A 13,986-nucleotide genomic window follows, 5' to 3' on the forward strand; every position below is an offset into this window, starting at 1 on the left:
TTCATCGCGGACAGGGAGAGTCGCCGTCCGGCCCCACAGAGTATCAACCCTACAAGACGGTGCAGCCTAAGCATCTGCCTTGGAAGATGTCCACCCCCACGCACGTCACCCATGACGCTTCTGCCCCTTCTTTCACTTCTGGACGGGGCAACGCAGCGAGCCAACGTCCGCTGTGTTCCAAGTTTTCCCCTGCTGACGGTCTGCCAGCTCCGCCAGCCCGGGATTACTGGTGCCCGGGGAGCCGTCCGGGGCCTCGGAGGTCGCCCCCTTGGCGGCCAACGGAGGGACCGCACTTCGCGGGGCCGAGCGTGGAGGCGAAGTACGGGGTGTAGAGGTCGGGCACGAGGGAGAAGTTGCAGGTGTTCACCGCCTCCGGGGACAGGCCCTGGTGCGACTGCATGTAGCGGGCGACGTAGTCGCGAACGCCGTCAGCGGAGGTCCAGAGCACGCGGCCCTCCTTGAACATGGCGTACCCGCCTCCTCCGCCCGCGCGGTAGTTGTTGATGGCGACGATGAAGACCTGGTCGTCGGTGACGTCCGCGCCCTGGAAGCGAAGGTGCGTGAGCCGGGAGCCGGCGGGCTTCGTCAGGTCGTAGCCGTAGTCGATGCGCGAGTAGAGGTCCCAGTTGTAGTCGGCGACCACGGGCGAGGTGGCCTTGGCGCCCTCGGGCCTCGCGGGCAGGTTGCTCGCGTCGAGCGTGCCGAAATAGAGGGTGTTCATCTCCAGCGCGCGCCGGAGGATGGAGCCGTTGATCTCCATCACGTACAGCGTGTTGTCGTAGATGTAGATGCTGTAGGCGTCGCGCAGGGTGACGTCGCCGGCCGGCAGCGCCCCATCGTTGGTGAAGAGGGCGGCCAGGGACAGGTCCACGTCGAAGCCGGCCTCGTGAGCGGCCTCCTCCTGGACGATGTTGATGAGGTCCCCCAGGGGGCTGTCGACGTAGCGTCCCGCGAAGCCTCCGGGGAACGGGGCGGTGGTGGTGCCAATCTTCTGGTTCACGTAAGCAACGGTAGTGTCGTGGTAGTTCTGGGTGAGCTGCGTGACGGCGGCATCCGCGGCGACCTTGTCGTCCACGACGTGAAGCCGGGCGTCATGAGCGTCCACGCCCCACCGCTCCCCGTTCCAGGTGACCTGAAGCTGAACGTCCGCCAGGTGGCTGCCCCAGCGGTTGGGCTGGGTGAGGAGGACCTCGCGGCCTTGCGGGTTCTTCAGCAGCATCTTCGGGATGGGCTGGTGGGTGTGGCCGGTGAGGAGCACGTCCACGTCGGGTACGCCCTGGGCAATCTGCACGGCCTCGTTCTCACCGGGGAGGTTGCCCCGGTCCGCCCACTTCGAGTCATCCGCGTAGTCGGCCAGCCACGAGTCGGGGTTGCTCGCGCTGCCAACGGGCTGCCTGTCCGGGCCGCTGTGGATGGCCACCACCACCACGTCCGCGCCGGCCTGCTTCATCCTCGGCACGTAGGTCTTCGCCGTCTCCAGCGGGTCATCGAAGCGCAGGCCGGGGATGTTCTCCGCGCGCTCCCACGTCGCCACGCCGGGCGTCACGAGGCCGAGGATGCCGACCGTCACGTCGCAGACCTTGGTGAGCACGTAGGGCGTGAAGACCTCGGAGCCGTCCGCGCTGTTGCGCACGTTGGCGCCGAGCAGGGGGAAGTTGACCTCGCTCTTGAACTTGTTGAGCACGTCGAGGCCGTAGTTGAACTCGTGGTTGCCCACGGCCATGGCCACGTACCCCAGCTCGCTCATCGCGGCGGCCATGGGGTGCCGGGGCGCGTTGTCCACCAGGGCATAGTAGGTGCCGAGTGGCGTGCCCTGGATGGTGTCACCGGTGTCGACGAGCAGCGTGCAGTCCGGGTTCTTCTCGCGCTCCTGCTTGATGAGCGTGGCCACCTTGGCGACACCGCGCTTCGCGTCGGGCTTCCCGGTGAAGTAGTCCCACGGGAAGATGTTCGTGTGCAGGTCGCTCGTCTGCAGCAGCGTCAGCGTGCGCGGCGAGGTGTCCCGAGGAATGGGCCGGGGCGGCACGTCGGTGGATTCACAGGCTGTCAGCAGCGAGCCGGCCCCCACGAGGCAAACGGAGGCGGTGCGCAGCTCGCGCATCAGGACAGGGAAACGCATCAGAAGACCTCGACGAGGAGTGATGCCGGGACGAACCGCCCAGCGCGAGGGGACCCTAACGCTCCCCTCTGACGCGCCCCACCCTCGAGCCCCCGCGATGCCCACCCGTGAACCTCTCGCGTCCCCCCCGAGGAAGCTCCGGGTGCGCCGCCACGGCGACAGGCCGTGGCGTCCCCACGAATGAAGAGCCGGGCACACCCGGGCTGTCCTTCACCAGGAAGTGCCGCTCCTCGCGAGTCCCGCCCTCAGCGGGCGCTCGTCATGATGCCGCCCTGCTCCAGCAGCCCGAAGAGGTCCAGCAGCGCCTCCACGGGGAAGACGTAGCCGTACTCGGCATAGGCCGCGTCGCGGATGTCCGCCACGGAGCGCCTGCCGTCGGCGTAGCTCGCGATGGCGTCGGGCAGTTGGTAGAAGCGCAGCTCGCCTTCTCCGCGCTCTCGCAGGGTGGTGGTCGCGTCGTTCAGCGCGGCCTGCACGGCCGCCACGCGGGGCTTCGTCTCGGGGCTGGCCTTGGTCACCAACTCGTCGAACGCCGCCAGCTCCTGCCCCTTCACGCGGCGGGGGACGAAGGCCCGGGCCCGGCGCTCGGCCTCGGTGGGCGCGGGTTCTCGCGAGGCCCCTCCGCGCGCCTTGACGTCCGCCTCCACGCGCTCCAACGCCTGGGCCTCGGAGGTCTCCAGCGTCCTGGTCAGCGCGCGCACGGCGGGCGCTGGCGCGCCCAGGAGCTGGCAGGAGCGCAGGGCCTCGCGCTCGCGCTGGTAGCCGGCGCGCACCACGGCGCGAGCCAGCCGGGAGGTGCCCGCGACTTGAGCGACGGGGGCCGAGGCCAGGTCGCGGCGGGCCCGGAACTCGTCCTCCGCCACGCGCCGCACACCGTGCACCGCCACCAGTCGCGCCAGGTCCAGCGCGCCCGAGCCCTCCGCCCAGGCGGCGACGGTGATGGAGGCCAGGCCCGCGAAGGCGGCGCGGTGAAGCTGCGTGGGGTCCACGTTCTCCGGCCGGTCGCCGCTGGTGTGGTAGCCGTCGTCGGGCCAGGTGGAGAAGGCCACGCCCGGGATGCCGTGGTCGTTGAAGAGCTGGTGGTCCGAGCCGCGACTGTAGCGGTCCATATGGGCATCCAGCGGGTCCTGGGAGCCGGTGACCGAGCCGATGCGGAAGTCCTTCCGAGGCGGATACGTCACCCCGTTGAAGCGGTTCATGAAGGCCACGGTGGACTCGGACACCGCGTTCACGAAGCTGCCATTCCAATCCGGCGTGTAGGACACCAGGAAGCGGGAGTGGACGCGGGACAGGCTCGCGCCGAGCATGTCGAAGTTGAAGTGGGCCACCCTCCGCACAGGGTCCGCGCCGTGGTGGGAGAACCACTCGCGGGTGCCCTCGAACTCCGGCAGCCACAGCACGCGCACGGTGCGCACGGGAGTCGGCAGCACGCCCCGGCGGATGAGCGTGGTGTACGTGCGCACCAGCTCCAGCAAGGTGGCCGAGCCCGAGGCGTTGTCATCCGCCCCCGGCTTGTAGTGGTCCAGGTGCGCGGTGAGGACGACCTCTTCACCGGCGCGCGTGCCGGGGATGACGCCACTGACGATGCTGTAGTGCCCCGGGTAATCCTCCGTGGCGACGCTCACGTCCACCTTCACCGGGCCCGTGCGCATCTGGGCTCGCAGCTCGCGCCCCTGGCGGTCGGAGACCATGAACAGAAAGGGGTTCCGCGCGCCCTGGGGCACCAGGCCCGGCGGGACGATGGCCCAGCCCACCTGGTCCGGGAAGTCGCCGTCCATGCGGTGGGGCGTGTTCCAGGGCGGCGTCGAGTAGGAGGAGACGACACCCACCGCTCCGAGCTTCGTCACGGCCGTGCGCAGGGTGGCACTGGGATGGCCGCGCGTGAGCGCCACCTTGCCCTTCAGGTCCTTGCCCGCGTACTCCTCATCCCGAGCGCCGGTGCCCACATCGACCAGCTCCAGGCCCGTGCCCTCGAAGCTGCCGCTCTTCAGCGCCAGCGACATGGGCAGGTCCGCGTGGGAAGTGACTCTGTACCGGTGGGGGCCCGTCACCCACAGCTCGCCCCGCGCGGCGCGCCACTGGGGCGCATCCTTCATCGGCTCCAGGCGCACGTCCTTCAAGCCGGCGGCCTCGGCGGCGGCCTTCGTCCACTCGGCCGCTTCGGTGTAGCCCCCCTGATTGTCCCGGGCGAGCAGCGCCAGCCGCTGCACCCCATCGTGGATGCGGTCGCCGGAGCTCTCCTGGATGAGCGCGCGCACCACGTCATCCCGCAGCACCAGGCCGGTGGTGGGCGACACGGGCCCCAGTGGAGACGAAGGCACCTGGGCGGCGGCGCTGAGCGCGGCGAGGACGACGAGGGCGGCGAAGGGGCGTGGGAGGGTGTGCATGCGCTGTCCTATTGTGCGTGCTGGGGCAGGCCGTCGCCCAACTCGTAGTAGTCGCCCTTGTCGGCCACGAAGATGTGCATCGCGAGCCGGGTGTCCGTGGGCGAATCGAAGGCGCCCATGGCGATGGCCACCACGCCCTTGTTGAGCGGCTCCCAGAAGAGCACCGAGCCGCAGGTGGAGCAGAACCCTCGCCGCACCTTTTCGGAGGAGCGAAACCAGGTGACCTTGTCGGCGCCATGAATGGTCACCGCGGCGCGGGGGACGTCCGTGGAGGCCCAGAAGTGTCCCGATTGCTTGCGACACTGTGAGCAATGACAGGCATTGGGTGGAGGAAGGGGGCCCGTGACTTCGAACGTGATGGCCCCGCAAAGGCAGGATCCTCTGTGCATGGCGTGCTCCTCTCTTCGTCGTCTACTGGGAGTCCTCTGCCGCTTCCGCGTCGCTGATGAATTCGCCATTCACCATCCGGCCGCGCTCCTCCAGCCGGTAGGAGGCGTTCTTGTCCTTCGCCATCGCCCCGTCCTGGCCGACCAGCTCGAAGGTCGCGACATCGACACCTTCCATGCGCCGCCCCACGCCATACACGGCGACACCATCCGTCCCGTAGTAGGCGCTCAGCAGCCGGAAGCGCTCGGCGTCGACGCCCGGCAGGGCGCTGGCGCCGTAGAACACCGTGTCCTGGTCTTTCGACCAGTACGAAGTCTCGCGCAGCACCTCGAAGCTGTCCCGGTCAGCGCCCGGGAGCCGCTGCTCATGGAAGTAGATGCTGTGCTTGTCTTCAGCGTACCCGCGAGCGCCCCTCCTCAGCTCCCGGAAGGTTTCGGCGTCGGCGCCCAGCACCTCGGACAAGCCGATTCCGGCCGCGTGATAGAAGACCTTCCCGCCCTTGATTTCGTAGCTGTTCCGGAAGGCGAAAAAGAGAAAGCCGCCGGAGAAGAACAGCACGACCCCCACGAGGACGAGGACGCCAATTGCGAGCACGATGATTCGGGTGGGGCTCATGGCCGCCGAGCCTAGCGTGGGGCGTTTCACCTCGCAGCAAAACCCCCGACTCCGTCAGCCGCGCCGGACGGCGGTGTCACCCACCGCGTCCACGGAGTCGCGTCCCGTCAGGGCGCGGGGTGGAGCGGCGAGCCACTCCACCGCCCCGCCTACCAGTAGCGACGGGGAGGCGCCACGCGCGGCGGAGGCGCCGGCAGCGGCTCCAGCATGCCGCACTTCAACAGCCGGTCGACGGCTTCCTTGACCGACTTCGCGGAGATGTCGCAGCCCTCGAGGCTCTGCGTCGCCTCCGAGACGGTCCGCCCTCCTGCCTCGAACTCCACCAGGTAGAGCCCATCCTCCGCGGCGAGCCCGAGCGACGCACCCCAGGTGGCGCGAGCCGCGTCGAACTGGGCACGACCCGTGCCGGACTTGGCCGCTTCAATCATCACGGAATACGCCGCCACGGCTTCCGTGCCCTTGGGCGAAAGCCGGAACTTCTGCGCCCGCCCGTACCGCACCTTCTCTGTCTCGTCACTCATACCGCGACCTCGATGGCAGGCTGCCCCATCCGCTTGAGCCACCGCACGTGGCTCTTCAATGCCGCACCCACGCTCTCGTTCGCCCGATAGCGGATGCCGTGCTCCCGACAGGTGTCCTCGACGATACGAGACAGCGCCGGGTAGTGCAGGTGACACACCCTGGGGAAGAGGTGGTGTTCCACCTGGAAGTTCAGCCCCCCCAGGTACCAGCTCACCAACGGGTTGCCCCGCGCGAAGTCCACCGTCGAGGCGACCTGATGTGAGGCCCAGTCGCGAGGAAAGGTGGCGCCCCCTTCGGGTGGCAGGGAGAAGTCCGCTTCCTCCACACAGTGCGCCATCTGGAACACCGTGGCCAGGATCAACCCGAGCACAAATGAGGTGAGCGCGTGGCACAGCAGGACCTGCCAGAGCGGGTGGAAATACCACGGCAACAGCAGCGACCAGCCATAGAACAGGAGCTTGCCGCCCACGGCCCCGGCCAGCTTCCGCTTGTTCGGGCGCGGCATCTTCTGTCGCCCCACGCGCCCGTTGACCAAATCCTTGAGGTCATCCACGAAGTGCCACTTCACGGTCAACAGCCCGTAGAGCAACCAGATATAGGCGTACTGGAAGCGATGCGCCTTCAGCAGTCGCTGGCCTGGTGCGAGCCGACACAGCGGCTGGATGTCGATGTCCTCATCGAGCCCCACCACGTTCGTGTGGCTGTGATGGAAGATGTTGTGTTTCCAGCTCCACACGTAGGACGAGCCGCCGATGGCGTCGAGCGTGCCGCCCAGCAGCTCGTTGATGCCACGATGCGCGGAGTAGCTTCCGTGGTTGGCGTCATGCTGGACGCTGAACCCCACGCCCGCGATGGCCAGCCCCAGCGACAGGCACCCGGCGACCGCGCCCCAGGGGCCCGTGGCGCCGAAGACGAGCCAGGCGTACGACGCCGTGAACCAGCCCAGGATGATGACCGTCTTCGCGTACATCCAGGGGAGGTCGCGGGGTGAGCGCCCGCTTGCTCCCAGGTAGAGCTCCACTCTCGCCTGGAGGTCCTGGAGAAAGGCCCCTGACTCGAGAAACTTCGCCTTCGTCGCGTGCGACAACGTCCACCACCTTCACGCCCCAGGGACACCATCGGTGGAGTCTGGAGTCGCGCTGGGAGGACCCCGCCGCGGCCATCGCCTGCCTGGTGCCGAAGGTCCATGTAACACATCGACCCCACGAACTGTTCCGGCCTCTTGGGCCCCGTAGCTCCCCGGGCCGTCGCCAAACAGAACGCCCCCCTGGCGTCCATGTCGAACCCTTGCATCCAACACCGCGCCAACAGTGGGCCTCTGTGCGCAGCCGCCTTCCCCCGCATCGACATTCCACGGGGGCGTGATTCGGACGCATGCGGATTGAGCAGCGGCTTGGATTTCCCACCCATGACGTGCTCCTCGATGGGGCCGACTTCGCCCGCCGCCATTCCAGGGGCGGCGCGCGGCGTCAGTCCTCAGAGAGGTGTTTCGAGCTCCTCCGCCAGGGCATGGCTCCGTCAGCGTCCGGACACCGTGGACTCCTTCGGCATCCGGAAGAAGCGCTTGCCGGCCTCGGGGCGCCCGAGGCTCTCCTCCACCGCGAGCTTGAAGTCCTCCAGCGCATGGGACGCGCCCAGGGGGACCTGGAAGCTGGCGGGCGCGGAGAGCTTCACGAGGTGCTGGAGCAACGCTTCGTCCTCCTGCCTCGGCGCATCGAAGAAGTAGCGATACACGTAGGCCCCCAGGTGCAGGTCCTTCATCAGGAGGTCGAAGTTGTGGAGGCTGAAGCGCTCCGGGCTGAAGCCTCCATAAACAATCACCTGTCCGCCCGGGGCGCTCTCCTGGATGAGGGCCTCCAACAGCGCCCCACCCACGCAGTCGATGACGCCGTGGACCCCCAGCCCGTCCGTGAGCGCTCGTACACGCGCGCCGAGGTCCGACCTTCCGTCCGAGAGCGCCAGGACAGCGGAGACGCCCAGCGACTCCAGGTCCAGCGTCGCCTGTCGCTGTCGCACGATGGAGAGGACCTTCACACCGCGAAGCCGGGCGAACTGCGCCACCAGCGTCGCCACCGTGGAGTTGCCCGCGGTGAGCGCGAGCCACTGCCCCGACCGCACGTTCGCCCGCTCGAGCAGGTCCCAAGCGGTGATGATGTTGAAGAACTGGGAGGCCTTCTCCAGCGGGTAGTCCGGTGGCAGCCGGATGAGCCGCTCGGCGGGGAGGGCCACGTGCTCGGCCCAGGAGTCGAAGTGGCTGAATGCGACGAGGGTCCCCGGCTCCCACGAGACGACGCCCTTTCCCACGCGGGTGATGATGCCAGCGCCGTGGTTGCCCGCGACCTGCCCCGGCAACGCGGGCTTCTTCGGCTCCGGATACAGGCCCTGGACGAAGAGGAAGTCTCCCGGGTTGATGGACGCCGAGAGCAGCCTGAGTTGCACCTCGCCCTCGCGGGGCTCCGGCACGGGGACCTCTCGAAGCTGAAGCACCTCCAGCGGCGGGCCCATCTGGTCGAACACAATCGCTTTCATTCGCACCTCCAGCTCGGCGGACTTGCCGAGTGGGCGCACCCTCTCTCCGACACGGTGCTCGCATCGCGCACACTCCGCTTCGCGCGGAGCACAATCGGCTGCTCGCGAGCCCCCACGGAAAGCCGGGCGTGGGCGCGGACACCCCACTACATCTGTCGCTTCCGGACCGGAGCGCGAGATGGACCTGCGGGACGGGGCGAGCGCCCCACGAGCAGCAAGTGAAGTCGGAGACCTGGGCATGGCGCGACACTCGGGCGCCCCAGGCCGGGTGGGACTGCGCGTCGAGCCGCGCACGGAGCCGCGAGGCCGGGTGGAGCTGGCGCCTCTGACCGAGCACCTGCTGTCCATCCACGTGGGACCTTCCGCCCGGATGACCTGCCATGTCCGGCAGCGCTACTCCTCGGGAGATGCCACGCTCCTGCCCGCGGGCTTCTCTGGAAGCTGGGTCGAGGAGGAGCCCAGGCGCTCCCTCACCGTGCGGCTGGCACCGGCGCTGTTGCGACTCGCGGCGGAGGACCTGGGACTGCCTCCCGAGCGCGCGGGCCTGACGCCCCAGCACCGATTCCGCGACGCCCGCATCGAGCACATCGTCCACGCGCTCGAAGCGGACCGCACCGCCGCACGCCCCAACGGCAGACTCTACACGGAGGGCCTGGGACTGGCCCTCGCGGTCCATCTCCTGAACCACTACCCCGCGCCCCGGGAGGCCCGCGGCCAGCTGTCCGCCCGGCAGTCACGACAGGTGACGGACTACATCGAGAGCCACCTGGACAAGAACCTCTCCCTGGCGCGGCTCGCCCGTCTGGTCGAGGTGAGCACGTCCCACTTCAGGACGCTGTTCAAGCGCTCACTCGGAATGCCCGTGCACCAGTACGTCATCCTGCGCCGGGTGGAGCGGGCCAGGGTGCTCCTCCAGGAGGGCACGCTGCCCATCAGTCAGGTGGCGCTCGAAGCGGGCTTCTCCCATCAGAGCCACCTGGCGCGCTGCATGCGACGCGTCCTGGGAGTGACGCCCAAGGCCCTCGCGCGCGGCGAACGGTAGCCACACTGTCGCTCAGCCGGGCAGCAGCGCCGTCGGCACCACGAACGTCAGCTTCCGCTTTCCCTGCTGATAGGTCATCCGCGTGCGTCCCGCGCCAGCGTTCCCCTGTGCGACGGGAGGCCCCTGCCAGAGCTCGCTCCGCAAGATGCGGCCCAACGCGTCGAGTTCGGGCTCGACGGCTTCCGCCCTGGCGACGAGTGACAGCGCGGCCTCCACGGGAACCTGGGCCCGGTGGGTCCGGCGAGTGACGCCCAGGGCCAGTCCCACCAGCGCGGCGCCCGCCTCCGACGCGACGTTCGCGCGAGGCTCCGCCGGGAAGAACCGCACGCCGTTCGACTCAATCACCACCGCGCCGGGCTGCAGCTCCATTCCAGACACGAGCCACGCGGAGGCTACCTTCAGGGCCGGGGTCGAGGACGTCGGCGCAGGCGGCTTCCACTGCTGGAGCAGCGCCAGTCCACCCCACAGCTGCTTGTACTTCCACAGCAGCGGCATCGAGACCTTCCGCTCGCCACGCAGTTGCACGCTCCTCAAGCGAGGCCCGACGTCGACGTCCAGACTCCGAAGCGCGTCGCGGGGAACGATGACCGCCTTGCCCAGGTTCGGCTTCCAGATGAGGCGGTGGCTGGTGAGCAGGAACTTCCCCGACCGACCCCAGAAGAACCAGATGCCCAGCAGGGGAAACACCACGGTCGGCAGCAGCGTCAGGGACACCATGAACGCGAGGAAATACGCCATGAACCACGGGCCCCCGGTCGCCAGCACGTGCTCACCTTCCTGAGGTGGGAAGGCCTTCGCCCACGTGGGCCAGTCAGACGTTGGGGGTGTGGAGTCCATGGCGGGGAACCGAACGCAGCACCTCCGCGAAGTCAAGCCGGCGCGCCCCGCGACCCACGAGCCCTCATGGTATAGGGGCCGCCCCGCAGGATGAGCCCCAGAGGTGAAATCACGGATGTCGGAGCGGCATATTGAGATGTTCTGGCGGTGCTCCAGCTGTCAGCACCGCAACCTCGGTCGTCACATGGTGTGTCAGGGCTGCAAGAACGCCAAGGACGGCAGTGAGCAGTACGAGATGCCAGAGGACACGGCCTCCGCGGTGACGGTGACCGACGCGGCGCTCCTGCGAATGGCCACCGCCGGCCCCCACTGGCGTTGCGCCTACTGCGACAGCGACCAGCGAGCCCTGGACGGCGGCTGCAAGAACTGCGGCGCCTCGCCACCGGTGAGCCCTGGCACGCCCGACAAGGCCCCGGCTCCTCCCGAGAAGAAGAAGTCCCGGCGCGGGTGCATCTCCATCGTCCTCATCGTGGCGTTCTTCGGCTGCTGCTGCCCCATGTGGATGAACGCAGGGACGTCGGGGTCGGCGACTGTGCAGCCACCACCCGAGCAGGTCCAGACAGGCCCCGAGTGGACGAGGAGCCTCCAGGTCAAGGAGCTCGCCTGGGAGCACACGGTGTCTGTCGAGCGTCGCCATCAGGTCGAGCGCGAGGGCTTCGCCGAAGACAAGCCATCGGACGCCCTCCAGGTGAAGGCCCAGGGACAGCGTCACCACCATGACGACCAGGTCCTCAATGGCTACGAGACCGTCTACTTCACGGAGCGGAAGCAGTCCGGTTACACCACCGAGACCTACCGCGACAAAGAGGCCTGCGGCGAGGACTGCTCCACCACGCCGAAGAAGTGCAAAGAAGACTGCACGAGCAACAAGAACGGCTTCGCCACGTGCAAGACCACGTGCACCGGTGGGGAGAAGCGCTGCACCACCCGCTATTGCTCGGTGACCAAGACGCGGAAGGAGCCGCGCTATGTCGACGAGCGGCGCTCGCGCAAGGAGCCGCGCTATCGGAGCGTGCCCCGCGACGCGCCGTGGTTCTCCTGGAAGGAGTGGACCTGGAGCCATGAGCGGGACGTGAAGGCGAGCGGGAAGACACTGGAGACCCGCTGGCCCTCCGACGCAGAGTTGCGCCCGCCCAAGGCACTGCCCAAGGGCACGCAGGAGCGAAACTCGCGCAGCGCGAGTTACACCGTCGTCTTCCAGGGTGAAGGACACCCTCCCGTCACGTACTCGCCGGAGACCCTGGAAGAGTTCCAGCGCTTCGCCATCGGCAGCACGCACACCGTCCAGCAGGAGAAGGGCGAGGTCTCGGTCGTCTCCGCGAAACCACCGCCGCCCGCCGCGGCGAAATGAAGTGAGCGCGAGCCGCCCGAAGGCTTCCGGGCGGAGGCAATGAGTAGCGCCAGCGGAGACCGCCTCCCGCCAGTTCGTGGGCAGGCGGCTCGGCTCCAGTCCGTTGTGGCTGCCCCGTTGGATCCGAACGACCCGCCAGTTCGTGGGCAGGCGGCGCCGTTCCAGTTCGTCGTGGCAGCTCCCGTTGGGTCAGCACGCCCCGCCCCGGCGGCATGGGCCCGCTGCACTCCCACTACGCCAGGAGTCTCCGGCGGAGGAACGCCAGGATTTCGTCTCGCGCGGCGGTGGTGGGTGCGTGCTCCTCATCGACGAAGTGGACGGTCAGGACGCTGTGGGGCGTGGGGATGAACTTGAAGAAGTCGTCGGAGCGCTCGGACTTCGGGCCCGCCGCGCTGTCGGGCAACACGCGCCCGAGGAAGCGCTCCCCAAGTGCCTGCTGGTAGGCGGCGAAGCGCTCCGCACGACAGAAGGAATCGCCCTGGAACCGATAGGCGAGGACGGTCAGGTCTTCATCCACCAGTCGCTGCCTCACACGCTCCAGTTCCTCGGGAGCGATGTTGACGCCCCCAGGTTCGTCGAGCGGCAGCGACGGCTGGGACAGCACCGGCGCCAGCACCGCCTTCTCCAGCATCATCGACAGCGCGAAGTTGCCCGTGAAGCACATGCCCACCGCGCCCACTCCCGGGCCGCCACATTCCTCGTGCGCCTGCGCGGCAAGCGCCCTCAGCCACGCCGCGATGGGGCTGGAGGCATTCGCACCGAGCGCCCGGAACTCCTTGCTGATGCACGCGCGCTCGAAGATGGCCTTCCCCTCCTTCGCGGTCGGCACCGCGCCATCACGACCGAAGAGGCTCGGCATCCACACGGTGAAGCCGGCGTCCCGCACCCAGCGAGCGAAGCGCGCGACGCGGGGACTGATGCCCGGCATCTCCGCCATCACGATGACCGCGGGCCCCTCTCCCGCCGTGTAGACCTTCCGCGTCTCTCCCAACAGCGTGACGTCGCGGCGCTGAAAGTCCTCCAGGGAATCGTCCTCTTCGAGATTTCGCACGGCAGGCGCGGCCTGGGTCGTCATGTGCGTTCAACTCCTTTCGCCCGCAGAAGACCACCGGCCCGCTCGACATCGCCAGTGTCCGAAAAGACGATTTTCGGGCAGATTCAGACACCATGTCCTTCACCATCATCGTCATGGAGGGCGCCTTCGCGACGAGCGTCGCTGCGACACTCGACATGCTCCGGGCCGCGCGCGCCCTGGGGGCGGAGTCGCTGCGCTTCGAGGTGTGCTCGGTCGACGGCGGACAGGTCCCACTCACGGAGCGCGTGAGCATCGACACGTCGCGCCTGCGTGCGATGGCCCGCGGTGACACGTCGACCTGGGTCATCCCGGGACTCGGCATGACCCACGCCGCCGCCGTGCACGCACGGCTCGCGAGGCCGGACGCCACGAAGCTCTCGAAGGCCATCGCCCGTCATGTCTCGCGCGGAGGGCGCGTCGCCGCCTCATGCACCGCCGTCTTCCTGCTGCGACAAGCGGGAGTCCTGACCGGCCGCAGAGTCACCACCACCTGGTGGCTCGCGGGACTGCTCTCGGAGCTGGAGCGGCAGTGCCGGGTTGATTCGAACGCGATGGTCTGCGCGGATGGCCCCATCATCACCGCCGGCGCCGCCTTCGCGCAGACAGACCTCATGTTGCACCTGCTTCGAGAGCGCTGCGGCGCGCGACTGGTCGACCTCCTCGCGCGAACCATGCTGCTCGACGGCAGGCAGGCGCAGGCGAAGTTCATCGCACCGGAGCTGCTCGCGAACGGAGATGCGTTGATTGCGCGCATCACCGCGGCGCTCGAGGCGGGCTTCCCGAATCCCCCGGGAGTCGCCGAGCTCGCCACGCGCCTCGGCATGACGGAGCGGACCCTGTCGCGCCACGTCCAGCGTGCGACAGGCCGAAGCCCTCTCGCGCTCGTCCACAGCGTCAAGGTGCGGCGCGCCCAGGCACTGCTTCAATCGACGCACCTGAGCATCGACGACGTCGCCGCCGAGGTCGGCTACCAGGACGCGAGCACGCTTCGCCGGTTGATGAAGAAGCTCGGAGGCGGGTCACCGCGTGCGCTTCGCCCGGCGCGGTAGAGCAGGAGCCCATCAACGCGCGCACGGGCCGCGAAACGCTTCGACGCCATCGAGGGCTCAGCCACGCGGGAGG

Annotated in this window: 12 protein-coding genes; 3 read left to right on the forward strand and 9 right to left on the reverse strand. The window is 68.6% G+C overall.

All coding sequences use genetic code 11. The features are described from left to right. Window positions 1-223: 223 nt before the first annotated feature. The 7 genes from HUA74_RS23480 to HUA74_RS23510 all read right to left on the reverse strand — a co-directional run bounded on the left by HUA74_RS23480 (window position 224) and on the right by HUA74_RS23510 (window position 8,559). On the reverse strand, window positions 224-2,119 hold the full coding sequence (locus HUA74_RS23480; RefSeq protein ID WP_254625207.1) for a bifunctional UDP-sugar hydrolase/5'-nucleotidase: 1,896 nt from the start codon (window positions 2,117-2,119) through the stop codon (window positions 224-226). A gap of 245 nt (window positions 2,120-2,364) precedes the next feature. Continuing rightward, the gene (locus HUA74_RS23485) at window positions 2,365-4,506 is read right to left on the reverse strand and encodes a M28 family peptidase (RefSeq protein ID WP_174456329.1); all 2,142 of its coding nucleotides are present in this window, start codon (window positions 4,504-4,506) and stop codon (window positions 2,365-2,367) included. Between the two features lie 8 nt (window positions 4,507-4,514). Beyond that, window positions 4,515-4,895, reverse strand: a complete 381-nt coding sequence (locus tag HUA74_RS23490) for a GFA family protein (protein WP_174456330.1) — start codon at window positions 4,893-4,895, stop codon at window positions 4,515-4,517. Between the two features lie 22 nt (window positions 4,896-4,917). Beyond that, window positions 4,918-5,508, reverse strand: a complete 591-nt coding sequence (locus tag HUA74_RS23495) for a DKNYY domain-containing protein (RefSeq protein WP_174456331.1) — start codon at window positions 5,506-5,508, stop codon at window positions 4,918-4,920. A gap of 149 nt (window positions 5,509-5,657) precedes the next feature. Next, window positions 5,658-6,029 (reverse strand): hypothetical protein, encoded by a 372-nt coding sequence (locus HUA74_RS23500; RefSeq protein WP_141647839.1) that lies wholly within the window; start codon window positions 6,027-6,029, stop codon window positions 5,658-5,660. Beyond that, entirely contained in the window at window positions 6,026-7,117 is a 1,092-nt protein-coding gene (locus HUA74_RS23505; protein ID WP_217440866.1) for an acyl-CoA desaturase, read from the reverse strand. The genes HUA74_RS23500 and HUA74_RS23505 overlap by 4 nt, the downstream gene beginning before the upstream one ends. A gap of 431 nt (window positions 7,118-7,548) precedes the next feature. Further along, on the reverse strand, window positions 7,549-8,559 hold the full coding sequence (locus HUA74_RS23510) for a zinc-binding dehydrogenase (RefSeq protein ID WP_174456332.1): 1,011 nt from the start codon (window positions 8,557-8,559) through the stop codon (window positions 7,549-7,551). Window positions 8,560-8,797: 238 nt separating this feature from the next. Here HUA74_RS23510 and HUA74_RS23515 point away from each other — a divergent pair, with 238 nt between their 5' ends. Beyond that, on the forward strand, window positions 8,798-9,601 hold the full coding sequence (locus tag HUA74_RS23515; RefSeq protein WP_174456333.1) for a helix-turn-helix domain-containing protein: 804 nt from the start codon (window positions 8,798-8,800) through the stop codon (window positions 9,599-9,601). A gap of 12 nt (window positions 9,602-9,613) precedes the next feature. Here HUA74_RS23515 and HUA74_RS23520 read toward each other — a convergent pair whose 3' ends face one another. Continuing rightward, on the reverse strand, window positions 9,614-10,366 hold the full coding sequence (locus HUA74_RS23520; RefSeq protein ID WP_174456334.1) for a hypothetical protein: 753 nt from the start codon (window positions 10,364-10,366) through the stop codon (window positions 9,614-9,616). Window positions 10,367-10,553: 187 nt separating this feature from the next. On the opposite strand from HUA74_RS23520, the gene HUA74_RS23525 reads away from it, so the two are divergent. Then, the gene (locus HUA74_RS23525) at window positions 10,554-11,789 is read left to right on the forward strand and encodes a hypothetical protein (protein WP_174456335.1); all 1,236 of its coding nucleotides are present in this window, start codon (window positions 10,554-10,556) and stop codon (window positions 11,787-11,789) included. 232 nt (window positions 11,790-12,021) lie between these two features. Here the strand turns inward: HUA74_RS23525 and HUA74_RS23530 are convergent, their stop codons facing one another. Then, entirely contained in the window at window positions 12,022-12,864 is an 843-nt protein-coding gene (locus HUA74_RS23530; protein ID WP_174456336.1) for a dienelactone hydrolase family protein, read from the reverse strand. Between the two features lie 92 nt (window positions 12,865-12,956). Between HUA74_RS23530 and HUA74_RS23535 the strand changes: the two genes are divergently transcribed. Then, the gene (locus tag HUA74_RS23535; protein WP_141647833.1) at window positions 12,957-13,913 is read left to right on the forward strand and encodes a GlxA family transcriptional regulator; all 957 of its coding nucleotides are present in this window, start codon (window positions 12,957-12,959) and stop codon (window positions 13,911-13,913) included. The last annotated feature ends 73 nt before the right edge of the window (window positions 13,914-13,986 follow it).

The sequence above is a fragment of the Myxococcus sp. CA051A genome, assembly GCF_013336705.1.
Classification (GTDB): domain Bacteria; phylum Myxococcota; class Myxococcia; order Myxococcales; family Myxococcaceae; genus Myxococcus; species Myxococcus llanfairpwllgwyngyllgogerychwyrndrobwllllantysiliogogogochensis.

Excerpts from the sequence above, each read along its gene's own strand:
- HUA74_RS23480 (WP_254625207.1), bottom strand. The coding sequence starts at position 2,119 with ATGCGTTTCCCTGTCCTGATGCGCGAGCTGCGCACCGCCTCCGTTTGC.
- HUA74_RS23485 (WP_174456329.1), bottom strand. The coding sequence starts at position 4,506 with ATGCACACCCTCCCACGCCCCTTCGCCGCCCTCGTCGTCCTCGCCGCG.
- HUA74_RS23490 (WP_174456330.1), bottom strand. The coding sequence starts at position 4,895 with ATGCACAGAGGATCCTGCCTTTGCGGGGCCATCACGTTCGAAGTCACG.
- HUA74_RS23495 (WP_174456331.1), bottom strand. The coding sequence starts at position 5,508 with ATGAGCCCCACCCGAATCATCGTGCTCGCAATTGGCGTCCTCGTCCTC.
- HUA74_RS23500 (WP_141647839.1), bottom strand. The coding sequence starts at position 6,029 with ATGAGTGACGAGACAGAGAAGGTGCGGTACGGGCGGGCGCAGAAGTTC.
- HUA74_RS23510 (WP_174456332.1), bottom strand. The coding sequence starts at position 8,559 with ATGAAAGCGATTGTGTTCGACCAGATGGGCCCGCCGCTGGAGGTGCTT.
- HUA74_RS23515 (WP_174456333.1), top strand. The coding sequence starts at position 8,798 with ATGGCGCGACACTCGGGCGCCCCAGGCCGGGTGGGACTGCGCGTCGAG.
- HUA74_RS23525 (WP_174456335.1), top strand. The coding sequence starts at position 10,554 with ATGTCGGAGCGGCATATTGAGATGTTCTGGCGGTGCTCCAGCTGTCAG.
- HUA74_RS23530 (WP_174456336.1), bottom strand. The coding sequence starts at position 12,864 with ATGACGACCCAGGCCGCGCCTGCCGTGCGAAATCTCGAAGAGGACGAT.
- HUA74_RS23535 (WP_141647833.1), top strand. The coding sequence starts at position 12,957 with ATGTCCTTCACCATCATCGTCATGGAGGGCGCCTTCGCGACGAGCGTC.